The following is a 15234-nucleotide window of genomic DNA, read 5'->3' as shown; positions in this document are numbered from 1 at the left end:
ATTTTGTAATTCCTTTAGCTCATTTTTAGAATAATCTCAGTAAATAAGATCGTTTGAGTCCATTTTCTTATCAAGTTTTTTGAATCCAGATTTATTTTAATTACCATTTATTTCCTTTTCGATGTTGAGCCCGCAGCTCTACCAAGTTCGAATTGTTAATGCGTCCAAACAAGATTAAGGCATCCCTTAAAATTTCACAAAAAATGCAGTAAAGTACATGATTAATAGACCAATTGCGAATCCCGAAAGGTTTAACCATGAAACAGATGCTTCATTATGTTTTCTATGATCTTCAATGAGCATTTTCGTTATTACATAAATTACTTGAACAATTGCCCCTGCCCCAATACCTAGGAACAAAGCTCCCCAAATTGGTGAGAAGATGAATCCGCCAACCCAAGTACCTAAAATGGCGGGTACACCTGCGATAACTCCCAGTAATAGAAAGTCTCTAAATCGAGGTGTGGTCTTTAATAAAGGAGCAGCGATTCCAATCCCTTCCGTAATGTTGTGCAGGGTAAACCCGATAATTAAAAAGGTCCCTAAAGCAGCTTCACCTAGTGCAAAGGAAGAACCAATTGCCAAACCTTCTCCAAAGTTATGAAGCCCTATTCCGGTAGCCATCAACAAAGCCAGACCAAAAGGAGAATATCCTTTCTTTTCTTGTTTTCTTTGTTGATACTGATCAAAACCGATCAATAATAAGAAGGTTAAGGAAGCAGCAATAATGACAACCATATTTCCCTGAAAGACAGAAGGTGCTTCTGCACCGATTTCAAATCCATCAGCCAGAGTCCCAACAAATAAGAATAAAAGGAGCCCGACGGTAAGGGCAAGAATCCCATTTATGGATTTTCGTGAGAAGCGTTTCATAAAGGGATACCACAACAGCCCCAATGTAATCGGGACAATACCAACGTAAAAGCCGATTAAGCCGTAATTAAGAAAGTTGCTCCAGGTGGTTTCTGGAGTGAGTGTGGCAGCTGCAACTTCACCTTCCGTGATAATCCCATTCTCTGTGATTAACTTAATGGTATGTGGATCACCTTCCACCCATGGGTAAGAGATGGTCACCTTTCCCTTATCAAATCGTTCAAGTTTTGCTTGAGGAGAGACATTGTAATTCCACACTGAATCATTAACCATCACTTGAGAAATCGTTAAGGGTTTGGGTCCGGTATTACTAACAAATAGTTCGAAACCGATTTTAGTTACCTTGATGCGGTCAATGTTCAAGACTTCTATCGGTGCTGCAGGATCTTTTTCTACACCTGCTCCATTCTTCAGTACCCATCCTAGCACTCCTATAAGTAATACTAACGGTATTAAAACAGTAATTAACCATTTGCCCTTCATATTTATCCCTCCCTTTTTACTCGACCTCAAAAAATCCCATCCAGCCTAACTCAGCAAATTCACTTACATGGGCATGAAACATATATATTCCCTTGTATGGAAACCGAACTTCAATAATTCCACGTTCTCCCTGGCATTGCATGATGGTATCTGTGAACTGAGAGGGGTTATCGTTTCTCCCGGTTGGATAATACGTAAAGTAATTCGCATGCAAGTGAAACGAATTTAATAAGTCGAATTCTGTTAAATTACTTAGATAGATCCTTACGAGTTGATCTTTTTTGATTTTAATAGGGTGATTCATAAATGCGAAGGCATAGCCATTTACCGTATAAAACTCGTTTTCACCGTCTAAATCCAAATCAAATCCATTCATAACCATGTTTAACTCCAATGCCGGCTCCCTTGGCTTCTCTGGATCAATAATAAAATTACCGTATAAGCCTTTATGGATATGGCGGGCTAGGGGGAGTACATGGCAATGGTAAATTTGTAATCCGTATGGCTTTGCTTCAAATTCGTACGTGAATTTTTGTCCAGGATAAATGGAAGTTAAACCGTCCATCTCTGGAGGATGGATTCCGTGAAAATGAATAGAGTGGGGATGGCTGCCCTTATTAATAAAGTGAAACCGCAAAAGGTCCCCCTCGGTACAACGAAAAGATGGTCCTGGAATTGATCCGTTATAGGTCCAGCCTGGAAATTTAATTCCTTTGGCAATTTCGATTTCTTTATCAATTGCCACGACTTCATATTCCCGGAGGATTTGTCCGTTGGACAGCTTAGTAACTTTTCCATAATCAAACTCTGTAAGGAGACGTTCTGCCATTTTATAACCTGTGGTTTTTGTTTGATCACCCATATTTGCATGACTGGAATGATTGCCATTCTTGTGAGATGAATCATTGGATGCCTGAGTCACAGTTGGGAATTGTGCCATTTTATTTAAGTAATAAGACCCAGCTATTCCAAACGCACCAGCAGTACCCATCTTTAAAATATCTCTGCGGGAAACCTTTTTATCATCCGACATTTCTTGACCCCCTCCTAAAAAAGTTTTGCTAAGGAAACTTTTTGTTGTATAAGCTATACTTTAAGTCGGGTACAAGTTTTGTGTCAATTCTTTTTTCAGGCTATTTTCGTATTAAATTATTGCTCAGGTGGGGGATATTCAACCAGTATTAAGACTGGGGTGTTTTTTTAATGCATCTATAAATAAAACTATATGTGCTATTATGAATCGGAAACTCTACAATAAGTCTCCTTTCATTTACCTGTGTACTCTTCTCAAACCTATGGATCTCGTACAACCAGCTTTGAATATAATCCTTTATTGATTCGAAGGCTTGCTGTATTCTCCAGTCATAATCCCTGCTTTTAGTTTCTATAACCTCGCGCTTCGTTTTAAAACTTCGATTCCCAGTTTGTTTTCAATACCGGCATTAATCCGAAATGACGTTACTTTACCTGCCTTTTTAACTAACATTGAAAAAAACTCCATGTTGAGCTGGAGGTAGTGTGCTTCTGTAGCTATACTCATACAAAATGTGGATTAAAAATTGAAAGGAAAAGAAGCATTTCCTTGTCAATAATAGAGTTCTAATATTAAGCATGTCTTTAACCGATTCCTCTTTTCGGAAATTTACTATATTTGGGTAAAATAATCGGGTTAACAAAGTTTGTCATAGTGGATTATTTACAAACTATTAATAAGCTTTAATAATCTGCATCAAACTTTTTATGACAAAATCCTTAGTTTTTTCTCCATTTTGGTCTCATACCATCAATTTCCACCTTATGCATGCTGCAAATGTGGTAATAACCTCCATTTTTTTGTTTAAACTGTTACTTCTGGCTTATTTTTCATGCGAAGGAATAAAATCACATGGTATTAACAGAGTATTTAAAAAGGTCTGTTAATTTTGAGGGTAGAGTTTGCTATAAGGAATATAGCATCCCTCAAAAAAATTTTTGGAGGTAATGTTAATGATATCTAGCAATAGCGGTTTAAACAGACGTAATTTCTTAAAAGTTGGTGGAATGAGCACTCTAGCATTAACACTTGGTTCAACTGGGGTATTTTCTCTTGCGGGAGCTACAAAAGGATTTGCAGTGGAATCTAGCAATCCAACAAGCGGTTTTGGTGGATATGGCCCGCTAGTAAAGGATCCAAATGGAGTTCTTGATCTGCCAAGGGGATTTCATTACAAAATGCTTTCACGAACTGGTGATGTCATGCCTAATGGTGACCTTGTCCCTTCTGCTCACGATGGAATGGCTGCCTATAAAGGGGAGAAGGGTACAACCATTCTTGTAAGAAACCATGAAAATGGGACAAATTCTGATTACCCTGTAAACGGAAAAAAACCTTGGAGCGCTGGTGCTGCGGGCGGCACAACCACTTTAATCGTTGGACAAAATAATAAAGTCATTGATCAGTATGTATCAAGTTCAGGTACAATCCGTAACTGTGCGGGTGGAGCTACGACTTGGGGTACCTGGTTAACAATGGAAGAAACTCGTGATATGGGACATGGCTTTGTATTTGAAGTAAATCCGCTTGATCCTGAAAACGAAATGTCAAGAACACCGATCCGTGATATGGGTTATTTCTCCCATGAAGCTGGGCATGTTGACCCTTCAACAGGGATTTGGTATTTAACGGAGGACGCAAGTCCAAGCTTCTTGTACCGTTTTACACCAAATGACCGAAGTCAAAAACTAGGTTCTCTGCAAAAGGGCGGTACACTTGAAGCAGCAGCGATTGATGAATTACCAGCTGCAGCTGCAAGTCAATTTAGTACTAGACAAAAATTCGGGATTGTTTGGAAAAAATTAAATCCTGAAATCGCACAGCAAGACGCTAAGGAAAAAGGCTGTATTCAGTTTAGCCGCTTAGAAGGGGCTTATTTTTCTGAAGGTACTTTATGGTTTGATGATACAAGTGCAGGTTCAGCACGCCTTGGCCGTGTGTATCGCTACACGCCAGCGACAAACACCTTAGAACTATTTTATGAGTCCACGGATAAAAATGATTTAGAAGCACCAGATAACATTACAATCACTCCTTGGGGAGATTTATGGATCGCCGAAGATGGTGGCGGTAATGATCGTATTGTCGGATTAACTCCTGAAGGAAATATTTATACTTTCGCTGAAAATATGATGAACGGTTCTGAATTTGCTGGCCCTACTTTTTCTCCAGATGGAAATACTTTCTTTGTAAATATGCAAACACCAGGTATCACCTTTGCGATTTGGGGACCATTTGCACGCAGAAATTCTACCCGTAGACGAGCTATGAACCAGGCTCTGCCGCCAGCAAGTCTTGCTCCTGTTGTTTCGGATAAACTTACTGCATTTGCAGATGAACAAGGCATGTCTATATTAGAAGCAGCAGCTTTAGAGCGTCATGGTATGCCAATTTTATAAGTAATGATCGCATTTTTGAGTACGAACAAACCATCATGGTTTAGGAGGTGAGAAGATTGTTATCTAGTATCGGAATTCCTGGCCTAATTCTCATTCTAGTCATTGCGTTAATCATTTTTGGCCCTTCTAAATTACCGGAAATTGGAAGTGCTTTCGGGAAAACTTTAAATGAATTTAAAAAAGCAACAAATGATTTGATCAGTAATGACAAAGAAGAAAAAACTAAACTAGTCGCTCTTGAGAAAAACGAAAAGACTGGAAACTAAATAACTTGTTTTACAATTTATTAGTGTAATTGCTTGGAGGAAATAGTATGAATAAAATGGGAATGAATTTATTGACGGGCTGCTTTTCGCTGGCGATGGCAGCTGCTTTTGTCGGAAAGCCCGTAACAGCAGCTGCGGAGGAAAAGCTCAAGAAGGGAGAGAAGTTTGAACTCACCATTCTCCAGACGAATGACTTTCATGGTCATTTGGATGACATCGTCACGCTGGATGATGGAACCATTCATCACAATTCTATTGCGAAGTATGCCACCATCATTGAAAATGTACGCAATGAAGAGGAGAATCTGCTTCTCGTCGATGGCGGGGATGTCTTCCTGCGCGGCGAGTTTCAGGCGGGTCAAGGAGGGTTGGAGACGTCTCTTTTGAAAGCTTTGGACTATGATGCAATGGTTCTCGGAAACAACGACTTCCGCGTTTACCCTGCCGGAGAGGGAACACAGGACAGCCGTTATGAACAGTTAAAGAATTACCACCGCAACGTCAATTTCCCCATCCTTACTGGTAATGTCATTGACAGGAAAACAGGAAAGTACATTCAGAATGTCAAGCCATGGAAGAGTTTTACTTTCAATGGCGTTAAAGTCGGGATGATCGGCCTTACTTCGATGAAGCCGGAAATTCGCGGTTGGAATGATGTTGCAGACCTTGATTTTATCGAACCGGTTGAAGCGTTGAATGAGTTGCTTCCTGAAGTGAGTGAAAAGTCGGACATTAATATTGTCCTTTCGCATGCCGGAAATACTGAAGACCACAAGTTGGCTCAGGTTCCAGGAGTTTCAGCGGTAATCGGAGCAGATACACACAAGGTCATCCAAACGCCCGAATATGAATTCAACGGAGAGGTGATGGTGCCAATTACTCAAGCCGGCGGAGAACAAGAACATTATTTGGGCCGCCTGGATTTGACTTTTGAAGTTGTTGGCGGCAAAATGACGTTAGTCGAATCCGACGGATTCCTCTACGACGTCACAAATGTGCCAGCTGATTCGGAGATACAAGCGATTATAGACGAATATCGTTCAGAGTCTAATGCACAATAATCCAAATGAAGTCTTCATAATGCTTTGAGGTATGGACAAAGCGAGTTTTTCGCTTTGTCGTTTCTTTATTAATTATGCAGTAAGAATGCAAGGGGGTGTGCAGAAGGTTTGTGAAAACTAACGACTGCCGGCCTTTTTATTTTTGCGCATTTCCGCCCTTTCCACGGAGAACGTCGATCTTAGTGTAGATTTTATCTGTGTCGTTTAGCTTAATTCCGCTACTTTTTTATAAAAAGGATGGTTAGGGAACTAAGCATTTGTTATGCCATTGAGATTGCGAATGATATTTAAACTACCATGAATAACTTGGTTTAAACAATTGTTGATATCCATAAACAACCAATTATATTTTGCCCGCTGATGGTCATAATAAATAAAGAAGAAGGGGCTAGTGATTTACGTATGATTCATATCATATAGTAAATGGGGTGTCAGTTAAAGACGTTTAACTTAACTACTGGAAGCTTCATTAAAAAATCGTTTCGAGCAAGGAGATGGTTAGCTTGCACGTAAAAGCAGAAAACTCATTCAATAATTGTCAATTATGCTTTGAAAGTTGATAAAACTTTTAAGATATAGGGGATGGTTGCTTTGGATGGAAAACTCTTGTCAGATACCGGTATTTACTCTAATGTAGATGAGGTGTTTATCGCAGAGAATTTATGCTGATTCGAAATGAAGCAAACCCCTTTTTCAGACAGGGTGCAACATTCAGTTGCATCCTGTTTTTATGTGTGTTCTTTTCTTGCTATCACTAGCGTGAGCCATTTTATTTATATTCTCTTTACTTACCTGTTACGTTATAAAATAAAAAAAAGAACTCAATAAGGAAAAGCATAAAGGTAACAAGATGATAAAAATATAATACACTATTATCGAAGAAGACATAAATCAAACAAAAAGGATGGGATCCTGATGGTTGATGAAAATAAGCAAAAAAACAAACGGGAAGAATGGAAAAAGAAAGTCATGGATAATCTGAAGAGGGAAGCTGTCAAAAATATCATAGCAAGAACGGGAGACCTAGCAAGATTAGATGCTAAAGTCAATAATACTTACACTGTATACATCAAGGATGGAAGGATGATAAAGCAACCTACAAATGGGAAGTGTGTTGTCATTAATGGAAAAATCCAACATTGAAATTTGCGAAGGAATAGAGAATAAACATTATAGAAGGCGAAGGTATATAGTGGCTGGACCACATTAATGGTGCAAGGCCATAACAAAGTTTATTAACGTGCTTGTTAAGGAACCAAGATAGTGTAAAAATCTCGAGTCCTTTCTTTTATGAGTTGTAATTTGATTAGATTTGATACATTTGAAGTGTACGACCGAGCAAATCGAACTAGAAACCCACATACAGGTGGGAAATACAAATTTCTGCTTCCAAAGTTTACTGCTTTTAAACCGGATAAGGAAAAGAGGCGGCTAAATGGAAAAGTAGTATTGCGTAAAAAAATACTCTGGGATGAGATATTCTCCAGAGTATTTTTTGCTTTATGAAAAGTTTAGGTTATGTACTTTCGCTTCTGTTTTTACATAGATAAGTGCTACGGGTAAAATTCAAAACACTCTTAAATGAGCTTGAGAGGATACTTGGATTTATTTCAAGCTTCAATATAAACGAATGGAGATTATGTGGGATTCTTTTTATAAAAAAAATCCAATATATCAGTAGCCTGGGCAGGACATACGGGTACGCGGGACATGATTTCGTGAAGAAAACTGTCCGCCCTCTACTTGTAGAAACATGTTGGAGGTTGGTTGGGAATTAGATATCGTATAACATACAAAAGCTGTGACTCTACAGGGAGGGCCAGGAGTACTGATTAAGTAGAGGAGAAAAAACAAAGATTGACAACCTTTAGCTGCTTTACTGCTTTAACAGCCCTTGTTAAAGCACCCATTTTATTATGCAATTATAAAAGATATTTTGTTAAATGAATACCAATTGTATTCCAAAAATAACCTCGACAGAATATATAATAAACCCATATTCCAAGCAGTTAAGTAATAAACAAACCAGATTTAAAATGGTGAAAAATAGATTTATAAAAGGGAATTCAATACTTTTGTTGAACAAGAATATTGTGGGTCATTTTAACAGTTTGATATTTGTGGTTGTAACCGTTTACAATGAGATATTTAACTTGAGCATGTTAGTGGATTATAAGTACAAAATCGATAGAGAATGGAGGTTAACCCATGGTTAGCACGATGGCAATCAATAAGGATGATTCACGTTCCTTCCTAACGGAAGAACACTTATTATTTAAACAATCAATTCGTGAATTTCTCGCCAAGGAGGCTGTCCCCTTTTATGATCAATGGGAAAAGGAGGGGGGAATACCTCGCTCCTTTTGGAAAAAGATTGGAGATAATGGATTTTTATGTCCATGGCTTGATGTGAAATTCGGTGGAATCGGAGCGGACTTTGGATATTCAGTTGTGCTGGCAGAGGAATTGGAAATGGTTGGATCGGCGTTAGGAGGAATATCCATTCATTCTGATGTTGTAGCCCCTTATATTGCCTCTTTCGGAACAATAGATCAGAAACAAAGATATTTACCAAAGTTCATTACGGGTGAATTGATTTCAGCTTTTGCATTGACAGAGCCGGGAATGGGTTCGGAATTAGAGGATATTCAAACCACAGCGATTAAGAAAGATGGGTATTATATTGTCAATGGAGCCAAAACGTTTGTCACAAATGGCTTTAAAGCTGACTTCATGATAGTGGCATGCAAAACTGATCTTAATGCTGTTCCTTCCCAGGGCGGAATCAGTTTGCTGCTCATTGATAAAGATACACCAGGATTTTCAAGGGGAAGAAAGCTTGGTAAAACAGGACAGGGATGCTCAGACACAGCCGAACTATTTTTCGATGATGCTTCAGTTCCTATTGGTAACCTCCTTGGGGAGGAAGGGAAGGGACTCTCATATATCATGCAAAAACAGCAGCAGGAAAGACTAATATGTGCGATCGGGTCTTTAATGGCAGCGAAAGATATGCTTCACTTAACGATGAATTTTATTAGAGGACGAAAAGCATTTGATAAGAAAATAAGTAAATTTAAAAATGCACAGTTTACCATTGCTGAAATAGCGACAGATATTCATCTGGGAAGAACGTTTGTTGATGGTTTGATCTGTAAACATATGACTGGGGAGAATATCATAGCTGAAGTATCGATGGCTAAATATTGGATAACGGAGATGTCTAAGCGAATATCCGATAAGTGCATGCAATTACATGATGGCTACGGAAATATAGGAGACGAAAAAATTGCCCAGCGTCACCGGGACATTCCTTTGACAACTTTCTTTACAGGGACAGATGAAACCGTAAAAACCCTGATTGCTAAAAATATTGGGTTTTAATTCATCTTTCATTTTATAATTCATTCAACTACCTCAATTAACATGGGGTGGTTTTTTTATACCATTTATTCAATATAATTCCAATGAACTAGTTTTTTAAAATAAAAGGTTTATACAGTTTGCTATATGGGTACAAGAGACTGTGCAAATGAAAATTAATATATTTGTAAAATTTGTAATTGTATGCGAATGATGGAGGTGCTTGTTATGTTAAAAATCGAAAATGTATCGAAAATCTATAAGGGAGGAAAGAAAGCTGTAAAAAACATTTCATTGGACATTAAAAAAGGGGAGTTCATTTGCTTCATTGGTCCGAGTGGATGCGGTAAGACGACGACAATGAAAATGATTAACCGTCTTATCGAACCGTCGGAAGGCAAGATACTTATTAATGGTGAAAATATCATGGATAAAGATCCAGTCGAGCTAAGAAGACAAATCGGGTACGTTATCCAGCAAATCGGACTTTTCCCTCACATGACGATTCTTGAAAATATCACCCTCGTTCCAAAACTTCTTAAATGGAATGAACAGAAGAAAAAGGAACGTGCACTGGAATTGCTTCAGCTTGTCGATATGGGACCTGAATACCTGGAAAGGTATCCCTACGAATTGAGCGGCGGGCAGCAACAAAGGATAGGCGTTCTCAGAGCACTAGCTTCCAATCCTCCACTCATTTTAATGGACGAACCTTTTGGCGCACTAGATCCAATCACCCGCGATGCCCTTCAGGAGGAATTTAAAAATCTGCAGCGCACACTTGATAAAACTATCGTTTTTGTTACCCATGATATGGATGAAGCCATTAAGCTAGCCGACAGGATCGTCATCTTAAAAGCTGGTGAAATCGTCCAAGTGGGAACACCGGATGAAATCCTCAGAAACCCAGCCAATGAGTTTGTGGAAGAATTCATCGGCAAAGATCGCCTGCTTCAAACAAGACCAAATGTTGAGTTGGTTGAACAGATCATGAGTCGAAATCCAATATCCATTACAGAGGAAAAATCCCTTACAGATGCTATTACGATCATGCGCGAGAAAAGGGTAGATTCTTTACTTGTGGTCGATGAGCAAAATGTGTTGAAAGGGTTCGTGGATGTTGAAACGATCAGTGAATATCGAAAAAAGGCTAAATTTATCAGTGAAGTCATCAATACTGAAGTCTATTCAGTGAAACAGGATACTTTAATCCGTGATTCCGTTCAGAAGATTTTAAAACGAGGATTCAAATACGTGCCGGTGGTTGACCACAATAAACATTTGGTCGGAATTGTCACTAGGGCCACATTGGTGGACATCGTATATGACAGCATCTGGGGAGAGGAAGAAAATCAAATGGCAGAAATGGCAGAAATGTTTTAGGAGGTGAATGAGATGGAAACTTTGCTCGATTTTTTACAAACAAACTGGCAAGAATTGGTTTATAAGGCGTGGGAGCACTTATATATATCCTTGATCGCTGTTTTCCTTGGAATACTAGTTGCCGTACCACTAGGGATCATGTTGACGCGAATGAAAAGGAGCGCTTCGATAATAATCGGAATAGCTAACATCATGCAGACATTGCCGAGCTTAGCGGTCCTAGCCTTTTTCATTCCTTTCCTCGGAGTTGGGAAAACACCCGCAATCATTGCGTTATTTTTCTATTCCGTTTTACCCATACTCAGAAATACATACACAGGCATTAAAGGCGTAAATGGAAATCTGCTGGAATCCGGACGCGGCATCGGGATGACAAGCTGGGAGAGAATTCGTCTGGTTGAATTCCCGCTTGCACTTTCCGTCATTATGGCTGGCATCCGTACGGCTTCCGTCTATTTAATTGGATGGGCCACCTTAGCCTCCTTTATTGGAGGCGGGGGACTTGGAGATTACATATTTATCGGTTTGAATTTATACCAAACAGAATATATCATCGCAGGTGCAGTTCCGGTAATCATCATGGCTATCCTGGTGGATTATGTATTCTCGATCATTGAACGAAAAGTCGTACCAAAAGGATTGAAAGGTATGAAGGAAGTTGCTTGAGGAGGATTACCATGTATAAAAAAATGCGACGTACAATTTTAATGGCCCTTATAGTTTGTTCATTAGTGATCACCGGCTGCTCCTTGCCTGGTTTAGGGTCATCTTCTGAAACTACTGTAAAGATCGGTGCCCAAAGCATGACCGAATCCGAAATCTTGGCGAACATGATCGCTCAACTCCTTGAAAGGAATACGGAAGTTGATACGAAAATCATTAAAAATCTAGGTTCCAATTTCGTTCAGCAAAAGGCGATGGAGACCGGTGACATAGACATAGCCGCAACTCGATATACAGGGACTGATTTAACGAGTGTACTGGGACAGGAAATTGAAAAGGATCCAGTAAAGGCGATGGAAATTGTTCAAAGGGAATTCAAAGAACAATATGGGTTCAAATTTTTTGATTCTTACGGTTTCGATAACACTTATGCCTTTACGATTTCAAATGAATTGGCAGAGGAAAAGGGGTATCAGAAAATATCGGATTTGGAAAAGGATGCAGATAATTTAAGGTTAGGTGTAGACAGTGCTTGGCTGAAAAGAAAAGGGGATGGTTATAAAGGGTTCGTCGATACATATGGATTGGAATTTGGGGAAACTTATCCGATGCAGATTGGATTGGTATACGATGCAGTCAAAAGTGGTCAGATGGATATTGTCCTAGCATATTCCTCGGATGGACGGATTAAGGTTAATGATTTGAAACTTTTGGAAGATGATAAACAATATTTCCCTCCATACGACTGTTCACCGGTCGTTACCGAAGAATTATTGGAACGATATCCTGAAATTGAAGATGAGCTTAACAAGTTAATTGGTGAAATCACTACTGAAACCATGCAGGAACTGAACTATGAAGTTGATGGGAACTTGAAGGAGCCATCGGTCGTAGCATCGGAATTCCTTAAAGCACATAAATATTTTGAATAAATGGGAGGTGCACACTAATGGAAACCTTGCAACAGTTGGGAACCTATTATTCCCAAAATTGGATGTATGTACTTACTGAATTTTATCGCCACTTTTTAATGTCCGCCTATGGAGTTTTATTTGCAGCAATTGTAGCGATCCCCATCGGCATTTTCATCGCGAAACATAAGAAATTGAGCAATTGGGTATTTTCGATAACGAATGTCATACAAACCACACCAGCCTTGGCTATGCTCGCTCTCCTGATGTTAGTAATGGGGTTAGGAACAAACACGGTTATCTTATCATTGTTTTTATATTCCTTACTGCCAATCTTGAGAAACACTTATGTCGGAATTACTAGTATCGATCATGCTTATTTAGAATCTGGCAAGGCAATGGGGATGACGAAGCTCCAGTTACTAAGAATGGTCGAACTGCCATTATCTCTGTCTGTCATCATGGCTGGCTTACGTACAGCGCTTGTCGTTGCAATTGGAGTAACCGCGGTCGGTACATTCGTAGGCGCAGGAGGACTGGGGGATATCATTGTCAGGGGAACGAATGCTTCAAATGGAACGGCAATCATACTGGCAGGAGCAATTCCGACGGCATTGATGGCCATTCTCTCAGATCTTATACTCGGGTGGCTGGAACGAATTCTTTCACCGATAAAAAAGAAAAAAATTCATACTGCCTAAACCAAAAGAGCCATTGCATGTTAATGCAATGGCTTTTCCATGGTCAGAAATGACAAATACCGATTAGAAGTCAGAAGCTTAGAGTGGCAGGCTTAGTTTTTTATTTCAGAAAAAGGGTAACTATAAGGGTAGTCGTAAAAAAATATAAGGGGAATCAATCATGAAACTTACACCAGAGCAGCGTATTGAACTTCATGGCTTTAATAATCTTACGAAATCTTTAAGCTTTAATATGTATGATATTTGTTACACAAAAACCAGGGAAGAGAGAGAGGCCTACCTGGATTATATCGATGAACAATATAATGCAGAGAGGCTTTCGAAGATCTTGCACAATGTTTCTGATTTAATAGGGGCACATGTTTTAAATACGGCCAAACAGGATTATGTCCCTCAAGGCGCAAGTGTAACCATTCTTGTTTCGGAAGGTCCTGTCGTAGAAGTACCTACGGGAACTTATGAAGAATCACCAGGGCCTTTACCTGATAATGTGGTCATGCAACTCGATAAAAGTCATATTACCGTACATACCTATCCTGAATTCCATCCAAATGAAGGCATTAGCACATTCAGGGCCGATATCGATGTCTCTACTTGTGGGGAAATATCACCTCTTAAAGCCCTTAATTATCTCATTCATTCCTTCGATACCGACATTATCACGATCGATTACCGAGTAAGAGGCTTTACGAGAGATAAAGATGGGCGGAAATTGTTCATCGATCACGATATTAATTCCATTCAAAACTATATTCCTGATGAAGTGAAGGGTTTATATGACATGATTGATGTGAATGTATACCAGGAAAATATATTCCATACAAAATGTAAGCTGAAAAGATTCGATATTAATAATTACCTATTCGGCTATACAGAGGAAAAGCTGAATACAGATGAAAGGCAAGAAATTATAGAAAGGCTTCGAACGGAGATGGATGAAATTTTTTATGGTGCCAATGTTCCGCATCCAATAGAAAAAAACAAGCATGCCGATTAAGGGATGCTTGTTTTAATTGAAAAGTTAATTTAAATGGAAAACCTGAACTAATACATACCCGAGACAAGTCAATAATATAGAGCCGATCAGTCCAGCTATAAAAGGTTTACCGCCATATTTTCTAAAGGTTACGAGGTCAATATTCAATCCTAGTCCTGCCATGGACATAGCCATGAGGATATAGGAAAGCATAACAAGTTTATCGGCTATGGGTTCAGGAACTACACCTGTAGAATAGAGGGCACTCATTAACAAAAATCCAAAAATAAACCAAGGTATTTGAATGGACTTCCAGGAAAATTTCTTTCCGTTATCTCTTGATCGATCTTTCCAATTCATGATGAAACCGATTAAAATGGCAACGGGAATGAGCAGGGCCACCCTAGTCAATTTGACCACGACTGCCAAGTCGACTGCCTCATTTCCCCCTGGCGATGCTGCCGCGATCACGTGAGCGATTTCATGGAGTGTCGCACCCGAGAATATACCATATCCTTGATCGGATAACTCCAATAATGGATATAGGATTGTATAACCGAAAGTGAAGGCTGTACCTAAAACAGCAACCGTCGCTACGGCTATTGCAGTATCTTTTTCTTTTGCTTTTATTTGGGAGGAAATTGCCAGGATGGCAGCAGCTCCACAAATTCCCGTTCCGCAAGCTGTCAATATGCCTAGCTTTTTCTCAACTTTAAAAAGACGGGTCAATCCATAAACTACTAATATAGCAAATACAAGACAAATTGCACCCACTGCAAATGTTTTCGGACCGGCATTAAATATATCCTTTAGGTTCAGGCGCATTCCCAATAAGATAATGCCCATTCTCAAAAGGACTTTACTTGAATAATTTGTCCCTGCAACGGTGTAAGCTGGGACGCCAATGATCGCTTTCCAAACAACACCAATCAGTATCGCAATGACTAACTGTCCCATTATATGAAGGAATGGAAGCTCTGCTAAGTATTTTGCAGCAATGGCAATTAGCAAAGTCAATGCTATTCCTTTTGCAAATCCGAGTTTTTTAGTTTCAACGTTTGTTTGTTCCAGTGTAATCACTCCATCTATGTTGATGCCTTAACTTTAAAGCTTAATTAAAAA

At 39.3% G+C, this 15234-nt stretch carries 13 protein-coding genes; 10 read left to right on the top strand and 3 right to left on the bottom strand.

Annotated features, from left to right (window positions below):
* Positions 1–186: 186 nt before the first annotated feature.
* Together J7J00_RS18065 and J7J00_RS18060 are read right to left on the bottom strand one after the other, a co-directional pair.
* Positions 187–1356 carry a ZIP family metal transporter gene (locus J7J00_RS18065; RefSeq protein WP_214793088.1) on the bottom strand — a complete coding sequence of 390 codons (1170 nt, stop codon included), beginning with the start codon at positions 1354–1356 and terminating at the stop codon, positions 187–189.
* 16 nt (positions 1357–1372) lie between these two features.
* Entirely contained in the window at positions 1373–2389 is a 1017-nt protein-coding gene (locus tag J7J00_RS18060; RefSeq protein WP_214793085.1) for a multicopper oxidase domain-containing protein, read from the bottom strand.
* Between the two features lie 953 nt (positions 2390–3342).
* Between J7J00_RS18060 and J7J00_RS18055 the strand changes: the two genes are divergently transcribed.
* From J7J00_RS18055 to speD, 10 genes are all read left to right on the top strand, one after another.
* Positions 3343–4788 (top strand): alkaline phosphatase PhoX, encoded by a 1446-nt coding sequence (locus J7J00_RS18055; RefSeq protein ID WP_214793082.1) that lies wholly within the window; start codon positions 3343–3345, stop codon positions 4786–4788.
* A gap of 56 nt (positions 4789–4844) precedes the next feature.
* A complete protein-coding gene (gene tatA, locus J7J00_RS18050; RefSeq protein WP_214793079.1) occupies positions 4845–5054 on the top strand; it encodes a twin-arginine translocase TatA/TatE family subunit in 210 nt (69 codons plus the stop codon).
* 47 nt (positions 5055–5101) lie between these two features.
* Positions 5102–6115: a bifunctional metallophosphatase/5'-nucleotidase gene (locus J7J00_RS18045; protein ID WP_214793076.1), complete on the top strand. Its 1014-nt coding sequence runs from the start codon at positions 5102–5104 to the stop codon at positions 6113–6115.
* Between the two features lie 915 nt (positions 6116–7030).
* Positions 7031–7258, top strand: a complete 228-nt coding sequence (locus J7J00_RS18040; protein WP_214793167.1) for a hypothetical protein — start codon at positions 7031–7033, stop codon at positions 7256–7258.
* A gap of 1065 nt (positions 7259–8323) precedes the next feature.
* The gene (locus J7J00_RS18035; protein WP_214793072.1) at positions 8324–9499 is read left to right on the top strand and encodes an acyl-CoA dehydrogenase family protein; all 1176 of its coding nucleotides are present in this window, start codon (positions 8324–8326) and stop codon (positions 9497–9499) included.
* Between the two features lie 207 nt (positions 9500–9706).
* A complete protein-coding gene (locus J7J00_RS18030; protein ID WP_214793069.1) occupies positions 9707–10861 on the top strand; it encodes a betaine/proline/choline family ABC transporter ATP-binding protein in 1155 nt (384 codons plus the stop codon).
* 12 nt (positions 10862–10873) lie between these two features.
* Positions 10874–11527: an ABC transporter permease gene (locus tag J7J00_RS18025; protein WP_214793066.1), complete on the top strand. Its 654-nt coding sequence runs from the start codon at positions 10874–10876 to the stop codon at positions 11525–11527.
* An 11-nt stretch (positions 11528–11538) separates the two neighbouring features.
* Positions 11539–12456 (top strand): osmoprotectant ABC transporter substrate-binding protein, encoded by a 918-nt coding sequence (locus J7J00_RS18020; protein ID WP_286201449.1) that lies wholly within the window; start codon positions 11539–11541, stop codon positions 12454–12456.
* Positions 12457–12473: 17 nt separating this feature from the next.
* The gene (locus tag J7J00_RS18015) at positions 12474–13136 is read left to right on the top strand and encodes an ABC transporter permease (protein ID WP_096339450.1); all 663 of its coding nucleotides are present in this window, start codon (positions 12474–12476) and stop codon (positions 13134–13136) included.
* A gap of 160 nt (positions 13137–13296) precedes the next feature.
* A complete protein-coding gene (speD, locus tag J7J00_RS18010) occupies positions 13297–14133 on the top strand; it encodes an adenosylmethionine decarboxylase (protein ID WP_098373285.1) in 837 nt (278 codons plus the stop codon).
* A 24-nt stretch (positions 14134–14157) separates the two neighbouring features.
* On the opposite strand, the gene J7J00_RS18005 is transcribed toward speD, so the two are convergent.
* The gene (locus J7J00_RS18005; protein ID WP_214793158.1) at positions 14158–15183 is read right to left on the bottom strand and encodes a YeiH family protein; all 1026 of its coding nucleotides are present in this window, start codon (positions 15181–15183) and stop codon (positions 14158–14160) included.
* Positions 15184–15234: the final 51 nt, after the last annotated feature.

This window comes from Bacillus sp. ISL-4 (assembly GCF_018613275.1).
Classification (GTDB): domain Bacteria; phylum Bacillota; class Bacilli; order Bacillales; family DSM-1321; genus Peribacillus; species Peribacillus simplex_E.
The sequence above is the reverse complement of the archived record's forward strand: the minus strand, read 5'-3'. Positions and strand labels throughout refer to the sequence as shown.

Bases quoted from the DNA above. Each gene is read 5' to 3' on its own strand.
- J7J00_RS18040 (WP_214793167.1), top strand. From the start codon at position 7,031: ATGGTTGATGAAAATAAGCAAAAAAACAAACGGGAAGAATGGAAAAAG.
- J7J00_RS18015 (WP_096339450.1), top strand. From the start codon at position 12,474: ATGGAAACCTTGCAACAGTTGGGAACCTATTATTCCCAAAATTGGATG.
- J7J00_RS18045 (WP_214793076.1), top strand. From the start codon at position 5,102: ATGAATAAAATGGGAATGAATTTATTGACGGGCTGCTTTTCGCTGGCG.
- speD (WP_098373285.1), top strand. From the start codon at position 13,297: ATGAAACTTACACCAGAGCAGCGTATTGAACTTCATGGCTTTAATAAT.
- J7J00_RS18055 (WP_214793082.1), top strand. From the start codon at position 3,343: ATGATATCTAGCAATAGCGGTTTAAACAGACGTAATTTCTTAAAAGTT.
- J7J00_RS18035 (WP_214793072.1), top strand. From the start codon at position 8,324: ATGGTTAGCACGATGGCAATCAATAAGGATGATTCACGTTCCTTCCTA.
- J7J00_RS18030 (WP_214793069.1), top strand. From the start codon at position 9,707: ATGTTAAAAATCGAAAATGTATCGAAAATCTATAAGGGAGGAAAGAAA.
- J7J00_RS18020 (WP_286201449.1), top strand. From the start codon at position 11,539: ATGTATAAAAAAATGCGACGTACAATTTTAATGGCCCTTATAGTTTGT.
- J7J00_RS18060 (WP_214793085.1), bottom strand. From the start codon at position 2,389: ATGTCGGATGATAAAAAGGTTTCCCGCAGAGATATTTTAAAGATGGGT.
- J7J00_RS18065 (WP_214793088.1), bottom strand. From the start codon at position 1,356: ATGAAGGGCAAATGGTTAATTACTGTTTTAATACCGTTAGTATTACTT.
- J7J00_RS18025 (WP_214793066.1), top strand. From the start codon at position 10,874: ATGGAAACTTTGCTCGATTTTTTACAAACAAACTGGCAAGAATTGGTT.